Source organism: Pseudanabaenaceae cyanobacterium SKYG29 (assembly GCA_025055675.1).
Lineage (GTDB): Bacteria > Cyanobacteriota > Cyanobacteriia > Pseudanabaenales > Pseudanabaenaceae > M5B4.
Map to the genome: position 1 here is coordinate 105,120 of JANWWT010000007.1, position 19,546 is coordinate 124,665.

Sequence of the window (19,546 nt, forward strand, 5' to 3'; positions counted from 1 at the left end):
GTCACGATCGCCTACGCTTTTTGATCTTATCTTGCTTCCCTTTGGCTTTCAACGCCTGATTATAGATTTTCTCCTGCTCCCCCACGGAGCGATCGAGGTCGACGATGGGTTTAGGGTAATCCCTACCGGGGGTGAAGTGGTAGAGTTTTTGTTCGGTAGGGTTCAACTGCCAGGGGGTATGCACAAGGTGGGGGGGGAGGGAACGCAAAACGGGCAGCCAATGTTTGACGTATTCCCCCTGGGGGTCGTAGTCCTGGGCTTGTTTGCGGATGTTAAAGTAGCGGAATCCTCGGGCGTCATTGCCTACCCCTGCAGTGTAGTTCCAGTTGCCCCAGTTGCTGCATACGTCGTAATCGATCAATTGGGACTCAAACCACTCGGCTCCCCAGCGCCAATCAATCCCCAAATTCTTGGTCAAAAAACTAGCAACGTTCTGCCTGCCCCGATTGGACATAAACCCTGTTAGTAGCAGTTCCTGCATATTAGCATCTACTAGGGGAAAGCCCGTTTTGCCTAGCCGCCATTGCTCGAATAAGTCCCGATCGGTACGCCAAGGCAGGTCAATTCCCCGCAATCCCTCGCGGTGGAATACCCGATCGCCGTGTTTCAGGACAATAAACCGAAAATAGTCCCGCCACAGCAGTTCAAACACCAACCAGTAGGTGGAGTCGTTTTTAATGCGATCGGTTTCGTATTGTTTTACTTGGGCATAGACGTAGCGGGGACTGAGACAGCCCAGGGCTAGCCAGGGGGAGAATTTGGAGGAGTAGTTTGCCCCCAGCATACCATTGCGGGTTTCTTTGTATGTCCTAAGACAGTCCTGCTGCCAAATGTAATCCCGCAATCTGGCTAAACCTTGGGTTTCACCTCCCCGAAATTGTAGAACAGCCCGATCGTCCACCACAGGCACAGGTAATCCCAGTTCCTCTAGGGTAGGCAAAGGTTCACTGGGGGGGAGGTCAGGAGTGGGGATATGGCTGGGGGTGGGGAGGGGCGGGGGCGGCGTGAGGGATTTTTCCACAATTTGGCGGAAATTGGTAAAAACTTCAGGTAAATCGGCAATAGCAAAGGGCAAATCCTGGAGGGGATAGAGGGTATGTCCCCAAAAGCCCACTAGCTTTACCCCCAGGGGAGCTAACCTGTCTGCTAATTTTCTCTCTACCCTGGTTTCTTCGGAGGCGACTTCCTGATGGTAGTAGACTGCCGTTGCTTGGCACTTTTGGACCAATTCAGGTAAAATCTCCTCTGGCTTGCCCCGATAGACCAATAAATCACTACCCCGCTCCCGCAACTGCTTGCGCAAGTCTACAACACTCTCTAGGAGAAACTGCGCCCGCCAGGCTCCCGTCTTGGGGAACTGCAACAGGTCAGTAGTCCCAAATTGCCGTGGGTCAAAGCAATAGACAGGAATTACCTGGGCTGGCAGGGCGGCAACAAGTGGTTGATGGTCGTGTAGACGTAGGTCGTTGCGCAACCAAAGAATAATGGGGGACATCTAGTAGTGATTGCCGACTTTACGGTGGTGGGCAGCGGTGAGAGCGTCTGGCTTGGATACTTTACCATCTTCCGCTACAGCATAGACAACCCAGTGGTCATGGGCATCCATACGGCTGACTACTTGACATTCTACATAGGCGAGGGCTTCCGTGAGGATGGGGATACCCTTAGCCGAGGGTTGAGTTTTAACTCCTGCAAACCGATCGGCACCGGGGGCAAATCGTTTGAGGAAGTGGCGGAGGAGATGGCTATAGTTGCCTTCTTCTAAAATGTTGAGGACAAAGTGATCTCCCACCTGCATCAGGGCTTCAATGGCGCGGTCCTTAGCCACGGCAACGGTAATCCCCAGGGGTTTGAAACTGGCTTGGGAAACCCAGGAAGCCACCATAGCACTGGTCATTTCCCCCTTCTTGGCAGTAACAATGTAGAGTCCGCCGGCAATCCGACCCATTGCCCTGTCTAAATCGCTGTCGAGGGCTTTAATTTGTTGAATGTTCTGTTTGCGGGTTAGGAGTTGTCCTAGGTCAGTGCCTGCCTCTTCACACATTTGGTAGGTAGTCTGGCTGGGAGTAGCTTTGATGCGCAGGAGGGGGAAGCCCAGTACAATCCCCAGGTCTTTGCACCGATTGGCGACTAAATCGATCGCTTCCTCATCCCCGCCAAAGGACTCATAAATACCCACCGCTTGCTTGGGCTGCAGAGAACCGAGGATGGTTGCTACAGCTGTCTGTACAGAGGGCAGAGACTGGGGCGGCGTGGTGAACACAACCCCGCTGGCATGTTCCACCAGTTCCCGAATTTCCTGCAGGTCAGTAGTGCGCAAGTCCCGCATTTCCAGGGCTACCCCTGTTTTCCCTACCCCCCGCGCAATCGCCTGGGATAAGCGATCGCTGTAACCATAGTCGGACACATAGAAAATTACCACGTTAGTATCATGTTTAGTCTGGGCTTGGCTCCAGGTGCGGTAATTCTCCGTCAGTTCCTTGAGGTTGTACTTCAGCAGCGGTCCATGCCCATTGGCTACAATCTGCACAGGGGGCAACTCATCCATCCGTTTCATGGCAGAAAGTACCGATCGGGCATTGGGAGCCATCAGACATTCGTAGTAAAAACGGTAGTCAGGCAGAATAGCCGGTAGGTTTTCGTCAAATACCGAACTATCGCAGTAATGCATGCCAAAAATATCGCAGGTAAAAAGGACTCCCGTCTTGTGGTCATAGGTCATCATTGTATCGGGCCAATGGAGGTTGGGAGCATTGACAAACTGCAATAGATGTCCCTTGCCTAAGTCCAGCTGATCGCCATTTTTGACTGCCTGTTGCTTAAAGTCTATGTGCACTAAATCCTGCAGGAATTGCAATGCTACCTTTGTCCCCACTACAGTCACCTGGGGCGCTAGCTGCAAGACATCCTTGACTAAGCCACTGTGGTCTGGCTCTGTATGACTGATAATCAAATAATCTAGGCGGGAGAGGTCAACTTGTCTTTGTAACTCTTCCAGGTAAAGAGAACGAAACTTAGCGTGGGAGGTATCCACCAGAGCAATCTTGTCCCCCCAAATTAAGTAGGAATTGTAGGTAGTGCCGTTTTGCAAGCCAAATTCAATATCAAATCTGTCTCTGTCCCAATCTAACGACCGTATAGTTACCGTCTCTTCTGCGATCGTCAGGGTCTGCAGGGACAATCGAGGGGCAGCAAGAGTGGTAGTCATGGCTTATCTCCTTGGGGTTGTACTAGGTATAAACTACTGGCATCTTAGCACTGTGTCATCCTGTCTAGGGGCGGACTTGAGCAGAAATGTGATTTATTTTACTAATAGTAGACTGCAAGGACAGGCTATAGACTCTTGGGATTTTGCTAATATAGACCTGCCTTAGATGTGGTTCCCCTATGCGCATTTCCCTCCGTTGGCTGCGTGAGTTGGTAGATTTCGACCTCGATGCCTATGCCCTGGCGGAAAAGTTGACTATGGCAGGGTTTGAAGTAGAAGACATTGAAGACCGCTGGAGTTGGGCTGAGGGTGTTGTGGTGGGCAAGATTTTACAGGCAGTGCGCCATCCCAACGCGGATAAATTGCAGGTCTGCCAAGTGGATGTGGGGCAAGGGCAACCTTTGCAGATTGTCTGTGGGGCAGCGAATGCGCGGGCAGGCTTGTATGTGCCAGTGGCGACGGTGGGAACATTTTTACCCAAGGCGGGGGAGGGGTTGCGGATTAAGGCGGCAAAATTGCGGGGGGAACGCTCGGAGGGGATGATCTGCTCCTTAGCGGAACTGGGGTTAGAGAAAGAGTCTGCCGGTATCCATGAATTTCCCCTGGAATTACCCTTGGGGGCAGATGTACGCCCCTATCTGGGTTTAGACGATGTGATTTTAGATGTCACTTCCACTGCAAATCGAGCGGATGCCCTCAGTGTCGTGGGGATTGCCAGGGAAGTAGCTGCCCTCACCGGGGGAAAATTGAAGTTGCCAGAGGTAAAAACGATCTCTATTCCCCTAGCCGACTGGTTGACGGTGGCTGACCCCAAAGCCTGTCCCGCCTACATTGGCACAGTAGTAGAGGGGGTAAAAGTGGCTCCCAGCCCCCCTTGGCTGCAACAGAAACTAAAGGCCTGCGGTATGCGTCCCATCAACAACATAGTAGATATTACTAATTACATTTTGCTCCTGTGGGGGCAGCCTCTGCACAGTTTCGATCGGGACAAACTGGACCCTGAGCTAAAGATTGGTGTGCGGCACGCTCGGCGGGGAGAGACTCTGAAAACCCTGGACGGACAGGAACGTGCCCTGGAAACTGTCAATTTAGTTATTACCAGTAACGATCGTGCGGTTGCCCTAGCAGGGGTGATGGGGGGGGAGAGCAGTGAAGTCAGTGACAGCACCACCAATATTTTGTTAGAGGCGGCGCTCTTTGATCAAGCAGTGATTCGCAGGTCAGCCCGCAGTCAGGGTTTGCGCACAGAGGCATCAGCAAGGTATGAACGGGGTGTCAACCAAGCTACCTTAGAAATTGCCGCTCGCCATGCTCTACAACTGATTGAGGAGCTAGCAGGAGGTACGGTTAGCCAGCAGGCGGTGGTAGATTATCGCCAACCTTTGACCCGCAGGATCGAGTTAAGTCTGGACCAAGTACGGAGTATTTTAGGCTACTTGGAAGAGGGGATAGAGATAACAGGCGAGATTGTAGAGGATACCCTTGGTCGTCTTGGTTTTACTTTGACCAAGCAGGAAGCAGATAGGTGGCAGGTGACAGTGCCCCCCTACCGTTACGCTGATATTGAGCGTCCTATAGATTTAATTGAAGAAATTGCCCGCATCTACGGCTACGACCGCTTTAGTGAGAGTCTACCCGCTTTGACGGTGGGGGGATATTTGCCCCCAGAGCAGGAGTTTTTACGGCAGTTGCGTTCCTGCCTGTTGGGTCTAGGCTTGACAGAAGTGATGCACAACTCCTTGCGCTTACCTAATGATTGTCAGTCTGATCAGGTACTGTTAACCAATCCCATTGCCCAGGAATACAGTGCCTTGCGGTCTGATCTAATCAGCGGTTTAATTGATGCCTGTTGTTTTAATTTAAGTCAAGGGAATGGCATTATTCCTGCTTTTGAGATAGGGCGGGTCTTTCGTCTGCAAGACGGGGAAGTGATCGAAGCTGACCATGTGGCAGGGCTTGTAGGGACAAGGCTAGACCGATCGTGGCGGGCGCAACCTCCTATGGACTGGTTTATGGCGAAGGGTTTACTAGAAGCTATCTTCGATCGGTTTAATTTGACCGTGGAATATCAACCGGATTGCAAAGACCAACGCTTACATCCCGGCAGGACAGCGTCCCTGTGGCTAAATGGCAATCGTTTGGGTACCCTGGGGCAACTCCATCCCCAATACCGTGCTGAAAGAGAATTACCCCCTGCCATCTATGTTTTTGAATTGGATTTAGAAGTTTTGTATGATGTCATTCTCGATCGTTCTGTACCCGTCTTCCAGCCTTTTTCTCTCTTTCCTGCCAGTGATAGAGATATTGCTTTTTTTGCCAGGATCGATATTACAGTGGCAGAAATTCAACGGGCGATTGTGCAGGCGGCGGGGGATATTTTGGAGTCAGTAACTCTCTTTGATGAATACAGAGGCGAAGGCGTACCGGCAGGACATCGCAGTTTAGCCTTTCGTTTAGTCTATCGTTTAGCCGATCGCACCCTGACCGACGATGATGTTAACCCTGTGCATCAGAGAGTGAGGGATATGCTGGAGGAAAAATTCTCAGTAATTTTACGCAGTTAGCGGGGATTATCTATCTTTTGGCGGAAGGACTCAATTTGATCGACGGGCACCATCCACAGCTTGTTTTGGTAAGGTCGCCAAACGGCACTCATGATATAAAAATTGCGCATACAGATGACATGGACATGGGGAATATCGGAGTGCTTAAAACAAACGCGCAAAAAATCCAGACTACGAATCAATCGTTCCTGTAAAAATTTTGCCACCTCTTCACTACAATTTTGGCGGTGGAGGGGGACGGGGCGTGGTTCGCCAAAACCGCGTACTTCGTATAAAATATTAGTCTTGCCCTTAAACTCTATCTTACGGGATTTTACCGACCAGTCACAGAGGATCGCGTAACCCAGTACCGCCATCCCTAAATCGATGGGAAAGTCGCGCATTTGGAACCTAGTATTGCAATTGGGGTCTTTGTAGGTGTTAAAGCCTGTCCAGCGGTGGAAGCTCTCCAGCGGCTCGTCCATAATATCGATCGTGGTAGTGTAGGCAGATACACTAGATTGTTCTTGCTCGGGCATAGGCTGTCACGATGGTCGGTTACTCCATTATTTACTAGTATTGCTTAAACGTAAACTAGGAGGGGAGCTTAGGTGGTTTCCGCTGGCGGTAGAGGATGACATCAGCAATTTTGCCCAAGCCCAGTAAAAATAACAAACCCAGCAGTCCTGCCAAGGGATTTCCCCTGATCCCTGTAATAACCGACGGTACTACTTCCAGCCCCAAAAATAAGCGCCCCATATCGACAACAGCATGCACCCACACCAAGCCCCCATGGAAACCGATCGGTAACGCCAATCTTCCTTCAGTCAAGCGCCGCGCCAATACCAAATTGCGCCCTAGGAGCAGGAGACCCCAAAACTGAGTCCAGCGGTAAAAGATGGCATCCCAACTCAAAAAATGGCAGACAGTAAAAATAGTAGTACTGATCCAAAGAGAGCGATTAGGGCTATAGTCCCGTTCCAGTTCCGTCAACAACCAACCCCGAAATAGGAGTTCTTCCGCAAAGCCCACCCCCAGACCCAGTAATAACCCAGGGAGAATATATTTAGGTGCCTCATTGAGGTACTGCCACTCTGCCCACTCTAGCCACACTTGAATTTGCAGTAGTAACAAGTAGCTACCTGCCCCAACCCCCAAGCCAAGGAAAAACTCCCCTAGCGCCCCCCGATCGAACCGAAGTCCATAGTATCGGTAAGGGTGGGATTGTTCCTCAATGCGTTTGCCCCAGAAGCCAATAAACCAGACGAACAGGCAGTAGAGCCAAATCATCAAATATGTCCCACTTTGCTCCCCGACAGTCAAGTAAACGGGGATGGCAATGGGCAGCCAAAACAGGAGGAGGCAAGACAAAAAAAGCCCCAATCTGCCAGGGGCACGGAGTGCTCTAATTTTTTGCAGCGGATTAGTCTTCGGGTTCAATGGTGCTTGTCAGTCCCTTACTTTTTAAGCCTTCGCAGTAGTACTCCGCGTGCTCTTTGACGCAGGTAATTACTAGAGCGACCCCATTAGTGTGAGCTTCCATCATTATATCCACAGCTTGGGGCTGGGTTAAACCGTTGACTACCTGCATCAAGGTCATCACGACATACTCCATCGTATTGAAGTCGTCGTTGTGGAGCAGAACACGGTAGCGCGGCGCTAACTTGCGGACTGTACTAGTGCGCTCGATCGTTTGGGTAGACATAGGTTTTCCACTAACTACTACTGCCAAAGTATAGACTAAGTATTATTTCTACTGTATCTATCCTAACCATTATCAAGCAGTCAGGGGGAGGGGACGGGAAGTAGCAATTAAAATTTCTTCCACCTGGCGGGGGGTAAGGTTAGGGTTAGCCTGCAGCATCAGGGCGATCACTCCTGCCACATGGGGCGTAGCCATGGAAGTACCGCTAAAACTGCCATACCGATTATTGGGTAAAGTGGAAAGCACACTCACCCCAGGGGCGACAACAAAGGGAAATTCCCCCAACACTACCCCCGCCGGATTAGAGAAACTGGCAATATTAGCATTGCGATCGATCGCCCCCACAGCAATGCCCACGTCCGCCAAAGCCGCATCCCGCGCCGGGAAACTGGGTACCGTTGCCCCGCGATTAGCCTCATTGCCCGCTGCCGATACCACAATTACCCCCTTTTCTTCCGCATAGCTGAGGGCAGCACGGAGCACACTGGCATTCATGTTGGCCCCCAAACTCAGGTTAATAATGTCTGCGCCGTTGTCCACGGCATAGCGAATTCCCTGGGCAAGGGTACTAGCTGTATTCCCAAATCTCCCTCCCAATACGCGTACAGCCATGATCTTGACATCGGGCGCTACTCCCTGTACCTCAAACTGGTTGCCCCGGCTGTCTGTAGTGATACCATTGCGTAAAGCAGCGATCGTGCCTGCCACATGGGTGCCATGACTAGAGCCATTTTCCCTGCCAGGGAAAGGAGTGTTGTCCCGGTCGCCAAAATCCCAACCATGGACATCATCCACGAAGCCATTTCCCTCATCGTCGATACCGTTGCCAGGGACTTCCCCCAAATTAACCCAGATGTTAGCTGCCAGGTCAGGATGAGAAATATCTATCCCTGTGTCCAGAACTGCCACTGTCACCCCCGCTCCCGTTATACCCTTTGCCCAGACTGCTGGCACATTGATTAAGTTGAGGTCACCCCAGTTGTTAGGCACATTAGAAGTAACAGGAGACCCAGGTGTAATCTTTTGTCCCAACGCCATACCAACCGCCGCACTGGCATCTACCAAGCCAAAGCCAAAAACGGGATTAAAGTTCCCTGCACTGGGGGGGGTGGTAATCTCTGTGCGGATTGTGAGGTTGTACGTGGTATTGCCTTGGTATTGCTCCACTAGCAGAAAATATTCTCCTGGCAGCAGGTTAGTTAGACGGATAGATTCAGGAGCATTGCCCCAGCGCTCCGAACTAGCGATAATCTCATTGTTGTTGACCAACCGATCGCCATTGAAATCCCGCACCAAGAATAGGTCAGCATCGGCACTCAACTGTGTCAAATCAATACTGATGTTGCCCGTCCCCGTCAGGGTAAAACGAAAGACATCGATGGGGTCCGTGACAGTCACTGCATCAGTAAACTGAAATTCCCCCTGCAGGTTGCCAATATCTAGGGCTGTGGGCAGAGAATTACCAGGGGTCACATTCAGGGGAAAAACCTCAGGGCTGAGCATACCCCGATCGTCTATCCCACCTGCATAAAACAAATCACAGGGCTGCATAGTATTACCTCAATGGGGCACACTCTTAGGACTATTATGCCCAAAAGGTAGTTTAAGTTACGCACTGAAATATTTGGCAACGGGGTGATAGGCAATGATGGCAGTAGTGGACTGCTCGGGGTAGAGTTGCTCGCTTTCGTCCATGTACATGCCAATTCGTTTTGCCTCTAACAGATCAAGGAGGGTGTACTGGTCTTGCATGTTAGGACAAGCAGGGTAGCCAAAGCTATAGCGCGATCCCACGTATTTCTGTTGTAGGACGGCATGGATGTTGTCTGGTTCCTGTTCCCCAAAGCCCAGCTCGCGCCGAATGCGGGCGTGTGTCCATTCCGCCAATGCCTCTGCCATCTGCACAGCTAAACCATGGAAGTAAAGATAGTCAGTGTATTGATTGTCCTGGAAGAGTTTTTGGGCATATTCCGTCGCTATCTCTCCCACAGTCACCGCCTGCATAGGAAAAACATCTCTTATTCCCAGTTCTCTGGGGGCATAAAAGTCTGCTATGCACAAACGGCGTCCTGACTTCTGCCGCGGAAAAGTAAAACTAGCAATCGATTCTCCCCTAGGTTCCTCAGGATCAAAGATAAAGACTGTATTCCCTTCTGCCACTGCAGGAAAATAACCATATACTACTTGGGGTTCTAGTAAGTGCTCTTGGATCACTCTCTCTTGCCAGGCCGCCAAGATGGGATAAACCTTCTCTTGTAAAAAGACCTCATACTCCGATCGGGACTGTTCCTTTGGTTTACGGAATTGCCACTGCCCTGCCACTAGCGCCTGTACGTCTAGATACCAGAATACCTCTGCCAAAGGAATGTCGGCGGGCGTAAGTATGCGTGTCCCCCAAAACGGCGGCTGCGGGCGAGGAATATCCACAGGGACAGCTTCCGATCGCTTGGTGTCTACCACCTTGTCTTCTTTTGGCTCTTCTTTCTCCTCTCTCTTCTCTGTTCTTTCCAAATCTACCTTGATGGGATTGCCCTTTTCATCCAAAAAACCTAAGCGATCGTCCCACCTGCCCTGCGCCTTTGCCTGCATGTAGGCATCCATAAAGTTCAGGTCAGAGAAAGCATCTTTGCCGTAGATTACTTGACCGTGGTAGGTCTGCTGACAGTCTTCATAGACAAACTTGGGTGTGAGAGCCGCTCCCCCTAAAATGACAGGTACAGTAATCCCCCGCCGATTGAATTCCTCCAAATTCTCTTTCATAAAGGCAGTGGATTTCACCAACAGACCACTCATGGCAATACAGTCCGCCTTGTGTTCTTCGTAGGCAGCAATGATGTTTTCCACGGGCTGTTTGATGCCAATGTTGATGACGCGATAGCCATTGTTAGAGAGAATAATATCTACCAAGTTCTTACCAATGTCGTGCACATCTCCCTTAACAGTAGCAATAACAAATGTACCCTTGTGTGCTCCCTCTGCTTTTTCCATGAAGGGTTCCAAATATGCCACCGCTGCCTTCATTGTTTCCGCACTCTGCAGGACAAAGGGCAACTGCATCTGCCCCGACCCGAATAGCTCCCCCACTACTTTCATGCCCTCTAGGAGAATCTCATTGATGATGTCTAGGGGTGCATACTTTTGTAATGCCTCTTGCAGGTGTTCTTCTAACTTTTGTCGCTCCCCATCAATGATATGGCGCTTTAACTTCTCTTCAATCGTAAGACTGTTGTCCTCTGTTTTCACTTCCTTCGTCGAGACTCCCGCATAGCGATTGCTAAATTCCGCTAGGGGGTCATATACACAAATACCGTTTTCGTCATAACGCCGTCGATCGAAAATCAAATCCTCTGCCAGGGCAATCTCTTCTGCAGACAGTTTGTGCAGGGGCAGAATCTTACTAGCATGCACGATCGCACTATCCATCCCTGCTTGACAGGCTAAATGCAAAAAAACAGAGTTCAACACCACGCGGGCAACGGGATTGAGACCAAAAGAGATGTTAGATACCCCCAGCAAAATGTGGCACTCAGGCATGGCTTGCCGAATACGCTTAATTGCCTCGATCGTGGCTGCGCCGTTGGCGCGGTCTTCTTCTATACCTGTAGAAATGGGTAAAGCTAGGGGGTCGAAGAAAATCTCATGGGGAGGAATACCAAACTCTAATGCCTGGTGATAAGCCCTCTGGGCAATTTGCAATTTCTTCTCTGCTGTGCGTGCCATCCCCTCTTCATCGATCGTGCCAATCACTACTCCTGCTCCGTAGCTCTTTGCCAGCTCTAGGACTTTGAAAAATCGTTCTTCCCCATCTTCATAGTTAGTAGAGTTGAGGATGCACTTGCCCCCTGCTACTTTCAAGCCCGCTTCCATCTTTTCCCACTCCGTGGAATCCAACATCAAGGGCAGAGTGACATTAGTCACCAGACGGGACACCAATTCCCGCATATCCCGCACCCCATCCCTACCCACATAGTCCACATTCACATCAATGACATGGGCACCTTCTTTCACCTGGGAGCGGGCTAGTGCCACCAAACCATCCCAATCTTCCGCGTTCAAGAGATCACGACATTTTTTCGAACCACTGGCATTCAACCTTTCACCAATGATCAAAAAGGAATTATCCTGCTTGTAGGGCTGGGAGGTGTAGATAGAAGCACAACTGGGGGGATGGAATGGTTGACGGGGCTTGGGCTTGAGGTCTTTGGCAATTTCTGCCAAGGCGCGAATATGTTCAGGCGTCGTACCGCAACAACCACCAATAATCTGCACGCCTAGTTCTTCCACAAAATACCGCAGATGATGGGCTAAATCCGCTGGCGATAGGCGATAGACTGCTTTCCCCCCCACATTTTCTGGCAACCCTGCATTAGGAATACAAGAAATGACAAAGGGAGAGTGGGCAGATAGATACTTGATGTGTTCAGTCATCCGATCGGGACCTGTAGCACAGTTCATGCCCAAAATGTCAATCTTAAAGGGTTCCAGAATCGTGACTACGGCGTTTATTTCCGTCCCCACCAGCATAGTGCCCGTCGTTTCCATAGTGACAGAGACCATCAGGGGCACTCTCTCTTTTCTGTCCTGGAAGACAGACTCGATCGCTCTTAGTGCTGACTTAATCTGCAAAATATCCTGGCAGGTTTCCACAATCAAAAGGTCGACACCACCATCTAGTAGTCCCTCCACCTGTTCCCGATACGCCTGCTCCATTTGCTCAAACTGAATATGCAATAGAGTAGGGAGCTTAGTAGTAGGACCGATCGAGCCAGCCACAAATCTGGGCTTATCGGGTGTGGAGTAGGATTGGGCGATTGACTTAGCTAGGGCTGCTGCTTCCCTGTTGATCTCATAGGCTAGAGCTGCGAGGTCATATTCCGCCAAGACAATGGAGGTAGCACCAAAGGTATTCGTCTCAATTACGTCTGCCCCCGCCTCTAGGTAAGCACGATGGACTTTTGCCACCGCCTCAGGCTGGCTAATCACCAAATATTCGTTACACCCTTCATACTGGGCACCACCAAAGTCTGCTGCTGTCAGGTTTTGCATTTGCAGAGCTGTCCCCATACCGCCATCAAAAACGATAACGGGGCGATCGGGACTATGCAGACGTTGCAGGAAAGGATGGGGCATGGGCAGTCGTAACGCTGGACTGTCCTGATTTTAACCCATTTCCCCTTCGCCTTACTTTTGGGCGGGTGGATTAGCGGGTTGGTTTTTGATAATCCATTCGTAGGCAGCGCGGGAGGGGATGAAGGTAAATTTCTCTACATCGGGACTGGGCTTGTTCTTCTCAGTAGTCACCATAGCATCAAGGACATTGAACAGGTTTGCCACCTGAATTCTGGCATTTTTAGCAATGTTGGGTTGTCCCTTAGCCGCGTTGTCAATCATATTCTTCAGGTCTTGTTGTTCAAAGAAGAAAGGTACAAACTGCTTGCCCTGCTGTTCGATCGTCAATAAACCTTCCTGTCCGCCAGTACCACCCACGGCAAAAAAGACAGGGATGTTGGGCAATTGTTCAGGGGGCTTGCCATTCACCGTCAGCAGAGTGCGAGCAGAGTCCAAACTGGACTTAGAGGGAACAATTTGAAAGGTGAGCTTTTTATCTTTGTTTTCCTTGATCACTTTGTAGGCATCGTTCATCGATCGGACAATCACCCTAGCTTTCTTGCCCAGGTCAGGGTTAGCAGTTTGCACCTGTTTCAGCATGGATTGGGCATCATTGGGATTGAGAAAAAATAGGAGAATTTGGTTGTCTCCTGCCTGTTTATTGGTGGCGAGCAGGGGAGCACCTTTATCGTCGGTGATTGTAAACACCGGTACACCACTGAGACGTTCGAGGACTTGGGCTTCCGTCATCGCTTCTACCTGCCCGAAGGGAGACAGGACAAAGGGTAGGGTCAAGGCTGGTAGCAACTTTTTCGTAATCACGGACAATCTCCTGAGTCAAGTTGGCATTACTTTAGCAAAGATTCCCCCGCTTGGCTAGATAATTTGCCCCTCAGCTACTCAAGAGCAAGATTGAAACAAAGCTGCCTGTATTCCACAGGCTGTGTAGCACAATAGGACTGATGAGGTTGCGACTGCGGTCGTAGACCACACCCAAAACAACGCCTAAAACTGTCAAAGGCAGTATGTCATTTATATTCATGTGAGCTACAGCAAATAGGAGGGCACTGAGCAAAATTGCTACTCTGATATGGAGGTACTTAGTAAAAGTAGGTAGTAAAAAACCTCTAAACAATAGTTCTTCAAATAGGGGCGCACTGATACCTAAAGTAATCCAGAAAATAGTGATTGACCAGTAATTTTGGCTGTGGCTAATGATTTCTAGCAACGGGTTCCCACCCCCGCGACCGCGTAAAGCAAATTGTTGCACTAAGGAGCTAGAAACCACTAGGGGAATAGCCCCCAGGTATCCCCCCCCTCCCCATAGTATAGTTTTCCAGTTGAGGGGAGAAAACTTATATAGAATACTTTGCCAGTTAGGAAATCTGCTCAAGAAAATCCTGAAAATTACCAGTAGTGGCACCATGGAACCAACGTAACTAATGCCAATAACAAATGCCTGACCAAAATTAAAATTACTAAACCACCCTCCCAAAACTCTGGGCAAAGTTTGCGCTACCAAAGTATAAGTGCAAAACCAACTAACTAAGACGTACCATAGAGTTTCCCCATCCCAGGGTATTTGCCATGCTAACCGATCGCTTTGCCGCAGTTTTAAGCCATAAACAATTAGCACAACTAGACCGAGCAAACTACCAACAATGGGAATAAAATTGACTATGATTAAACGCACAAAAGCTGATTCTGCCTCGATCGTTTCTTGCAGAGTAAATACAGGTAATAGTTGGGGTTTAGCTAGTTCGTAGAGGCGATAGAGAGCAAAATACTCGTACCAACCGTCCAACTTTTGTTTAATCAAATCTTCCGCCCCTGATAAAACTTGGGGGTTTGGTTGCCATAGGTGGCGCAGACACATCTGCAGACTATCTTCTTCCTCCCACAGGGTGAAAGCCTTTTCTAGTTGTCCCGTCTTGATATACAACAATCCCACCTGATAAATAACCTGGCTGCGGTCTGTTACCTTCAGATAGTCATCCAGGGCAAGGCGGTAGAAATTGTTAATTAAGTCTTTATCCAAAAAAGACCGCACCCGATCGCTAGTGATCGCCTGTAGAATCAGGTCAGTTTGTAAACGATCGAGGCGAGTTTGGGGCGGGGGAGTAAACCAACTGCGATAAAGGTTAAGAAAGATGATATAACAAGCAAAGACAGAGAGAATAAGAAAGCAGAAGCGACGCAGACTCTGGAGCATCAGTTAGGCAGCAACCACTTTTGGGCATTCAGTCTTTGCATGAGACCAAAAACAATCAAATTAGTATCCACCTTGCGTTCGTCGCCCAAAAAAGGTTCGATCGTTTGGGGTTGTGCTTGTCCATCACTGCAAGCGAAGGCTTTCTGCCCGTTCACGTCTTCCTTAGCAAAAAATAGGAGGAATTGTCTTTGGTTATTGCGCCACCTACCCTGCAGTTTGAGGTCTTTGTATTCCAGAGTTAAATCACTGATACCCCGATCGCTAAATGCTTTTTGAATGGCAGGGATCAGTTCGCCGGTCATGTAGTCAGTAAAGGAAGGAGTTGCTACTTCTGTCATTTATTTTTCCTCTGCTTCAGTATTGATCACTTGCGGTAAACCCATGCTATAGTTTAAGACGCGGTGGTTGAGATTGTAGGTGATCTCCCCCTTTTGCAACAAAGAACGGATGAAATGCTCTAGATCAGACCCGATTCTTCTGACATTGTAATCAGTCAAATCTGCCCCCTTGTAGTCTGCCACCAATTCCTCAAACTTTTTGTTCACCTTTTCCACAGCGCTGGCAGACCAGTTAAACTCATTGTCGGGGTCAAGGTCAAGGGTGAGTTCGGTTTCACTTTCCACCAACTTGTCATCTTTGACAGTGGCGCTATAAATATGGACATGACGGGTTGTGCATTTAATTAACATAGGTTTCTGTAACCAAGTCTGGGCAGGAGTTTAACGCTACAAACAACTGTGACCAAGTTGCAAATAGCTTATCCTATTGTAAGATATTCCAGGCAAGTTGGGGGTAGCTAGATGCAAAATTGGCGGTTGCCTGCTGAGTGGGAGGAACATCGTTGCTGTTGGTTGGCTTTCCCCAGCGATCGATCGTTATGGGGCGATTACCTAGAACCAGCCCAGCAGGAATTTTTGGCACTAGCGCAGGCGATCGGGGCAAGTGAGAGGCTAGAGATTTTGGTCAACAACGAGACAGATAAACAGCGGATAATTACTGCCTTAGTCAACTGTAACCTGCGCTGTCATGCTATTCCCTATGGTGACATTTGGTTGCGGGATACTGCTCCCTTTTTCCTAGTAGATGAAATGGGTTCACAGCAGGCAGCTTGTTTTGCTTGGAATGGCTGGGGTAATAAATATTTGCTAGAACATGACGATCGGGTAGCAGCCCAAATAGTGCAAGCTCTGGGCATAGAATCGGTCACCTATGACTGGGTGCTAGAGGGGGGAGCAATTGAAGTAGATGGCACAGGTCTATGTTTAACAACAAGGCAGTGTCTGTTAAATTCCAATCGTAATCCCACGATGGATCAAATAGCAATAGAAACTGCTCTTAAATCGGCTTTGGGATTGACAAAAATTCTCTGGCTCGATCGGGGTTTATTGAATGACCACACTGATGGGCACATTGATACAATTGTTCGGTTTTTTGCCCCTGGGAAAGTGTTGTGCATGGAAGCACAGAGATGTGATGACCCCAATACCGAAGTGCTGACAGAAATTAGGGAGACTTTGTACCAATGGCAAGACCAAGGGGTATTGAAAGAAGTAGTTTGTCTGCCTTCCCCTGGCTTAGTGGTAGATGATCAAGGAGCAATTATGCCCGCTAGTTATCTCAACTTTTATATCAGTAACACTACTGTGATTGTGCCCACCTATGATGCCCCTTGGGATGAGGCTGCCGTAGAAGTGATTGCTAAATGTTTCCCTAGTAGAAAAACGATCGGGCTAAGTGCTAAAGCAATTTTGACAGGGGGCGGTGCTTTTCACTGTATTACTAAGCAACAGTAGCAACGATTTTGTGTTACTCTATAAACTAGAGTGGGCAGCAAAAACTAAGTACAAAGTTTAGGGGCAGATGTATAAATTATTCATCGGTATTTGTTTAGCATATATACAGAGAAATACTACAAAAAATCTGCTGTACGCTCAAATCGGGAGAGACAATTTGCAAACGCTGGCTGTTTGGGGATGAAGGATCAATTTCTGTTACCTGACCATAGTAATCGGGATGCTCTCCGCCAGATAGGGTATGCATTTGTCGATCTGATTATCGATCGGGTATTAGCCCAGCAGGGGGGAGATTTCGTTGCTAAAACAGCAGATTTTCTGCTTAATGTACCCGAATTAGGCAACAGCTTGGCAGAGATACTGTCAGTCCTACAAAAAGATATTCTCCCTAGAACAATTAACTTACATCATCAGGGTTATATGGGGCATATGGATAGTGTTCCTCTAGCAATTACAATTTGGGCGGATGCTCTTATCTCTGCTATCAATAACAATATGCTCAGTAAGGAGCTTTCCCCTATTTTTACAGAACTAGAAGGAAAATTACTAAACTGGTTTGGGCAGCAATTTGGACTGCCTGCTGCTTGTTTCGGTACCCTGACAGCGGGGGGTAGTTTAGCCAATATTACCGCTTTATTTTTGGCAAGAAATCATCACGATCGTTCCATCTGCCAACGGGGTAATCAAAAACCTCTCTATGCTTTTGTCTCGGAGGCTGCCCATACTTCCTTTGATAAGGCAATGAATGTACTGGGTTTGGGTAAGAACCACCTGATCAAAATTCCCACAAATTACCGCGGTGAAATATTAGTTGACTGCCTAGAAAGTGAGATAGAAAAAGTAGTGGGAGAGGGCGGTATTCCCTTTGTAATTATTGCCGTGGCGGGGACGACCGTGACAGGAGCGATTGATTCCATTCACGATTTAGCCGACATAGCTAAGAAGTATAACTGCTGGTTCCATGTTGATTGTGCCTATGGCGGGGCTGTGATTTTCTCCCAGACATGGCGGCATCTATTGCGGGGTACCGATCGGGCGGATTCCATTACTTTTAACCCCCAGAAATGGTTAGGCATTGCCCGCACCTGTGCTATGTTACTAGTCCGCAATAGGGAAACTTTAGAGACAGCCTTTGCCCAAGATTTACCCTACATGAACGACCACGACCTGAATTTTGGCAATCTTACCCTCCAGGGAACCAGAAGGACTGATATTTTGAAACTATGGTTAGCCCTACAAACAATGGGACGCAAAGGGTGGGAAAGCTATATCGATCGTTCCTTTGTCCTCAGGCAAGAATTCTGTCAGATCATCGATCGATCGCCCCGTGTCCGTCTAGCCCTAGAGCCAACTCTAAACATCGTCTGCTTTGACTCAACCGACCCCCAAACTACTAATAGAGAATTACAGCAAGAGCTACAACAGAAACAGCAGTATTGGTTTTCTTTGCCCCAGTGGCAGGGGAAGGAGTTGTTAAAAGCAGTTTTGCTCCATCCCTACCCCAACCTAACGGACATTCTCTAGGCTCTTAGCTTTGCTGACAAATTGACTCAAGAAGATAGACAATACACTGCGCTTGTGGGTTTTGATGTTAGTATTGACCGACATACCAGCCTGTAGAGGCAAAATCACGCAGTCATTCTTGCGCCTGGGGTTGTCACAGTCCCCTGACCTGAGCACCTGAGTTTCCAGCTCAATCTTAGCCGGGAAAGAATAAAAGGGACGCTCTGGTACGGGCGCTAGGGCATCACTCCCCACCCAAGCCAATTTGCCCTTGATGCTGCCAAACTCCAGATTGGGGAAGGAGTCAACTTGAACTTCCACCTCGATCGGCTCTTTGCTCTCTAGGCGCTTGTTGATAAAGCCAATGTCCCGATTAGTGATATAGACCTTAGCCACCAGCTTGTCATTGGGCACAATCTTCATTAGGGGTTCAGCGCTGTTTTGGGGAATGACATAGCCCGGCCCTGTCACCTTGATGTCAAATACAGTGCCATCGATGGGGGCTTTGATCTCCTGGTATTTGAGGGTCTGGTCCGCCCGCTCCAGTTGGGCATTGACTTCATTCAGGCGCTGCTGGATATTGGCAATCCGTTCCAAAATATCTCGCTCCGTCTGGGCGATCGTGTTCCGCAACCGTTCCTCTGCTTGGGTAATAGCAGCTGTGAGCCTATTTTCTTCCCTGGACAGACGTTCTATATCCGCTTTGATGCTGGCAATTTGGGATTGTCGACTCAACACCTCTGCCCGCCGCGACTCCACTTCAATCGCCTGCCGATCGTATTGCAATTTGGATAACGCCCCTGAATCCTTCACAGGCTCCATAGCAATCAAAATATCCTCACTTTTTTTCAGGATAGTCTCCGTCTGGGCGAGAATTCCCTCATTGGCTATCAACACTTCCTGGGCACGGCGGAGTTGTTGTTGTGCTTGGTCTAGTTGCGTCCGCAGTTGGGCAATTTCCTGCTCTGTAGCCGCCTGACGTGTACGCCGCTCCAATAGACTGGCTGCCAGCAAGCGCTCCTGGGTAGCAACAAATTCTGCACCGGGGTCAATGTTGAGACCAGGGAGAGAGCCACCATTTAATTGAGCTTCGTAAAACCGCACCTGGGCCTCCAAAGATGCCTTCACTTTCATCAATGCCTGTTTTTCCGCCTTAGTAACCCGTGTCTCCAAAGTCAGGATGACATCCCCCGCCTTTACCTGCTGATTCTCCTTCACCTTGAGTTCCCGCACTACGCCCCCCACCGGTGCCTGCACATTTTTTACTGCCCCATCGGGTTCCAGCTTCCCTGCTGCCGGTACGGACTGGTCAATCTGGGCAAAGTGCGCCCATGTTACTAACGCCGTAGCTACCCCCATAATCGTCCACATGAACAAACTGGAAAGGAGAATGGGCTTCTCCAAAATTACGGGCTGTTCCACAGGGGGGAGATAACGCGGGCGATCGAAGGCTTTTGTCATCTTCAGTTTCTC

15 protein-coding genes are annotated in these 19,546 nt (G+C 49.2%); 3 read left to right on the forward strand and 12 right to left on the reverse strand.

Features of this window, described 5'->3' with window-relative positions; translation table 11 throughout:
- Position 1: 1 nt before the first annotated feature.
- A complete protein-coding gene (locus NZM01_11775) occupies positions 2-1,495 on the reverse strand; it encodes a DASH family cryptochrome (protein MCS6960711.1) in 1,494 nt (497 codons plus the stop codon).
- Positions 1,496-3,208 (reverse strand): diflavin flavoprotein, encoded by a 1,713-nt coding sequence (locus NZM01_11780; GenBank protein MCS6960712.1) that lies wholly within the window; start codon positions 3,206-3,208, stop codon positions 1,496-1,498.
- Positions 3,209-3,387: 179 nt separating this feature from the next.
- Here NZM01_11780 and pheT point away from each other — a divergent pair, with 179 nt between their 5' ends.
- Complete coding sequence (gene pheT / locus NZM01_11785; protein ID MCS6960713.1) at positions 3,388-5,772, forward strand: phenylalanine--tRNA ligase subunit beta; 2,385 nt, start codon at positions 3,388-3,390, stop codon at positions 5,770-5,772.
- On the opposite strand, the gene NZM01_11790 is transcribed toward pheT, so the two are convergent.
- The 9 genes from NZM01_11790 to NZM01_11830 all read right to left on the reverse strand — a co-directional run bounded on the left by NZM01_11790 (position 5,769) and on the right by NZM01_11830 (position 15,466).
- Positions 5,769-6,290, reverse strand: coding sequence for a hypothetical protein (locus NZM01_11790; protein ID MCS6960714.1), 522 nt, complete (start codon positions 6,288-6,290; stop codon positions 5,769-5,771). The two genes, pheT and NZM01_11790, sit on opposite strands and share 4 nt — an antisense overlap.
- A 55-nt stretch (positions 6,291-6,345) precedes the next feature.
- Complete coding sequence (locus NZM01_11795; protein MCS6960715.1) at positions 6,346-7,191, reverse strand: CPBP family intramembrane metalloprotease; 846 nt, start codon at positions 7,189-7,191, stop codon at positions 6,346-6,348.
- Positions 7,175-7,456 carry an ATP-dependent Clp protease adapter ClpS gene (gene clpS, locus NZM01_11800; protein MCS6960716.1) on the reverse strand — a complete coding sequence of 94 codons (282 nt, stop codon included), beginning with the start codon at positions 7,454-7,456 and terminating at the stop codon, positions 7,175-7,177. Before clpS ends, NZM01_11795 begins: the two co-directional genes overlap by 17 nt.
- A 72-nt stretch (positions 7,457-7,528) precedes the next feature.
- The gene (locus NZM01_11805) at positions 7,529-9,007 is read right to left on the reverse strand and encodes a S8 family serine peptidase (GenBank protein ID MCS6960717.1); all 1,479 of its coding nucleotides are present in this window, start codon (positions 9,005-9,007) and stop codon (positions 7,529-7,531) included.
- Between the two features lie 57 nt (positions 9,008-9,064).
- On the reverse strand, positions 9,065-12,586 hold the full coding sequence (gene metH, locus NZM01_11810) for a methionine synthase (GenBank protein ID MCS6960718.1): 3,522 nt from the start codon (positions 12,584-12,586) through the stop codon (positions 9,065-9,067).
- 51 nt (positions 12,587-12,637) lie between these two features.
- On the reverse strand, positions 12,638-13,387 hold the full coding sequence (locus NZM01_11815) for a hypothetical protein (protein ID MCS6960719.1): 750 nt from the start codon (positions 13,385-13,387) through the stop codon (positions 12,638-12,640).
- Positions 13,388-13,457: 70 nt separating this feature from the next.
- A complete protein-coding gene (locus NZM01_11820; protein ID MCS6960720.1) occupies positions 13,458-14,777 on the reverse strand; it encodes a CPBP family intramembrane metalloprotease in 1,320 nt (439 codons plus the stop codon).
- Positions 14,777-15,115, reverse strand: coding sequence for a DUF2996 domain-containing protein (locus NZM01_11825; GenBank protein MCS6960721.1), 339 nt, complete (start codon positions 15,113-15,115; stop codon positions 14,777-14,779). The genes NZM01_11820 and NZM01_11825 overlap by 1 nt, the downstream gene beginning before the upstream one ends.
- On the reverse strand, positions 15,116-15,466 hold the full coding sequence (locus tag NZM01_11830) for an NAD(P)H-quinone oxidoreductase subunit M (GenBank protein ID MCS6960722.1): 351 nt from the start codon (positions 15,464-15,466) through the stop codon (positions 15,116-15,118).
- A gap of 111 nt (positions 15,467-15,577) precedes the next feature.
- Here NZM01_11830 and NZM01_11835 point away from each other — a divergent pair, with 111 nt between their 5' ends.
- Together NZM01_11835 and NZM01_11840 are read left to right on the forward strand one after the other, a co-directional pair.
- Positions 15,578-16,570 (forward strand): agmatine deiminase family protein, encoded by a 993-nt coding sequence (locus tag NZM01_11835; GenBank protein MCS6960723.1) that lies wholly within the window; start codon positions 15,578-15,580, stop codon positions 16,568-16,570.
- Positions 16,571-16,750: 180 nt separating this feature from the next.
- Positions 16,751-18,094, forward strand: coding sequence for a pyridoxal-dependent decarboxylase (locus NZM01_11840; protein MCS6960724.1), 1,344 nt, complete (start codon positions 16,751-16,753; stop codon positions 18,092-18,094).
- Here NZM01_11840 and NZM01_11845 read toward each other — a convergent pair.
- Entirely contained in the window at positions 18,077-19,534 is a 1,458-nt protein-coding gene (locus NZM01_11845; protein ID MCS6960725.1) for an HlyD family secretion protein, read from the reverse strand. The genes NZM01_11840 and NZM01_11845 overlap by 18 nt on opposite strands.
- Positions 19,535-19,546: the final 12 nt, after the last annotated feature.

Coding starts and splice junctions, on each gene's coding strand:
- NZM01_11845 (MCS6960725.1), bottom strand. CDS start 19,534: ATGACAAAAGCCTTCGATCGCCCGCGTTATCTCCCCCCTGTGGAACAG.
- NZM01_11790 (MCS6960714.1), bottom strand. CDS start 6,290: ATGCCCGAGCAAGAACAATCTAGTGTATCTGCCTACACTACCACGATC.
- NZM01_11840 (MCS6960724.1), top strand. CDS start 16,751: ATGAAGGATCAATTTCTGTTACCTGACCATAGTAATCGGGATGCTCTC.
- NZM01_11820 (MCS6960720.1), bottom strand. CDS start 14,777: ATGCTCCAGAGTCTGCGTCGCTTCTGCTTTCTTATTCTCTCTGTCTTT.
- clpS (MCS6960716.1), bottom strand. CDS start 7,456: ATGTCTACCCAAACGATCGAGCGCACTAGTACAGTCCGCAAGTTAGCG.
- NZM01_11780 (MCS6960712.1), bottom strand. CDS start 3,208: ATGACTACCACTCTTGCTGCCCCTCGATTGTCCCTGCAGACCCTGACG.
- NZM01_11830 (MCS6960722.1), bottom strand. CDS start 15,466: ATGTTAATTAAATGCACAACCCGTCATGTCCATATTTATAGCGCCACT.
- NZM01_11775 (MCS6960711.1), bottom strand. CDS start 1,495: ATGTCCCCCATTATTCTTTGGTTGCGCAACGACCTACGTCTACACGAC.
- NZM01_11825 (MCS6960721.1), bottom strand. CDS start 15,115: ATGACAGAAGTAGCAACTCCTTCCTTTACTGACTACATGACCGGCGAA.
- NZM01_11835 (MCS6960723.1), top strand. CDS start 15,578: ATGCAAAATTGGCGGTTGCCTGCTGAGTGGGAGGAACATCGTTGCTGT.
- NZM01_11805 (MCS6960717.1), bottom strand. CDS start 9,007: ATGCAGCCCTGTGATTTGTTTTATGCAGGTGGGATAGACGATCGGGGT.
- metH (MCS6960718.1), bottom strand. CDS start 12,586: ATGCCCCATCCTTTCCTGCAACGTCTGCATAGTCCCGATCGCCCCGTT.
- pheT (MCS6960713.1), top strand. CDS start 3,388: ATGCGCATTTCCCTCCGTTGGCTGCGTGAGTTGGTAGATTTCGACCTC.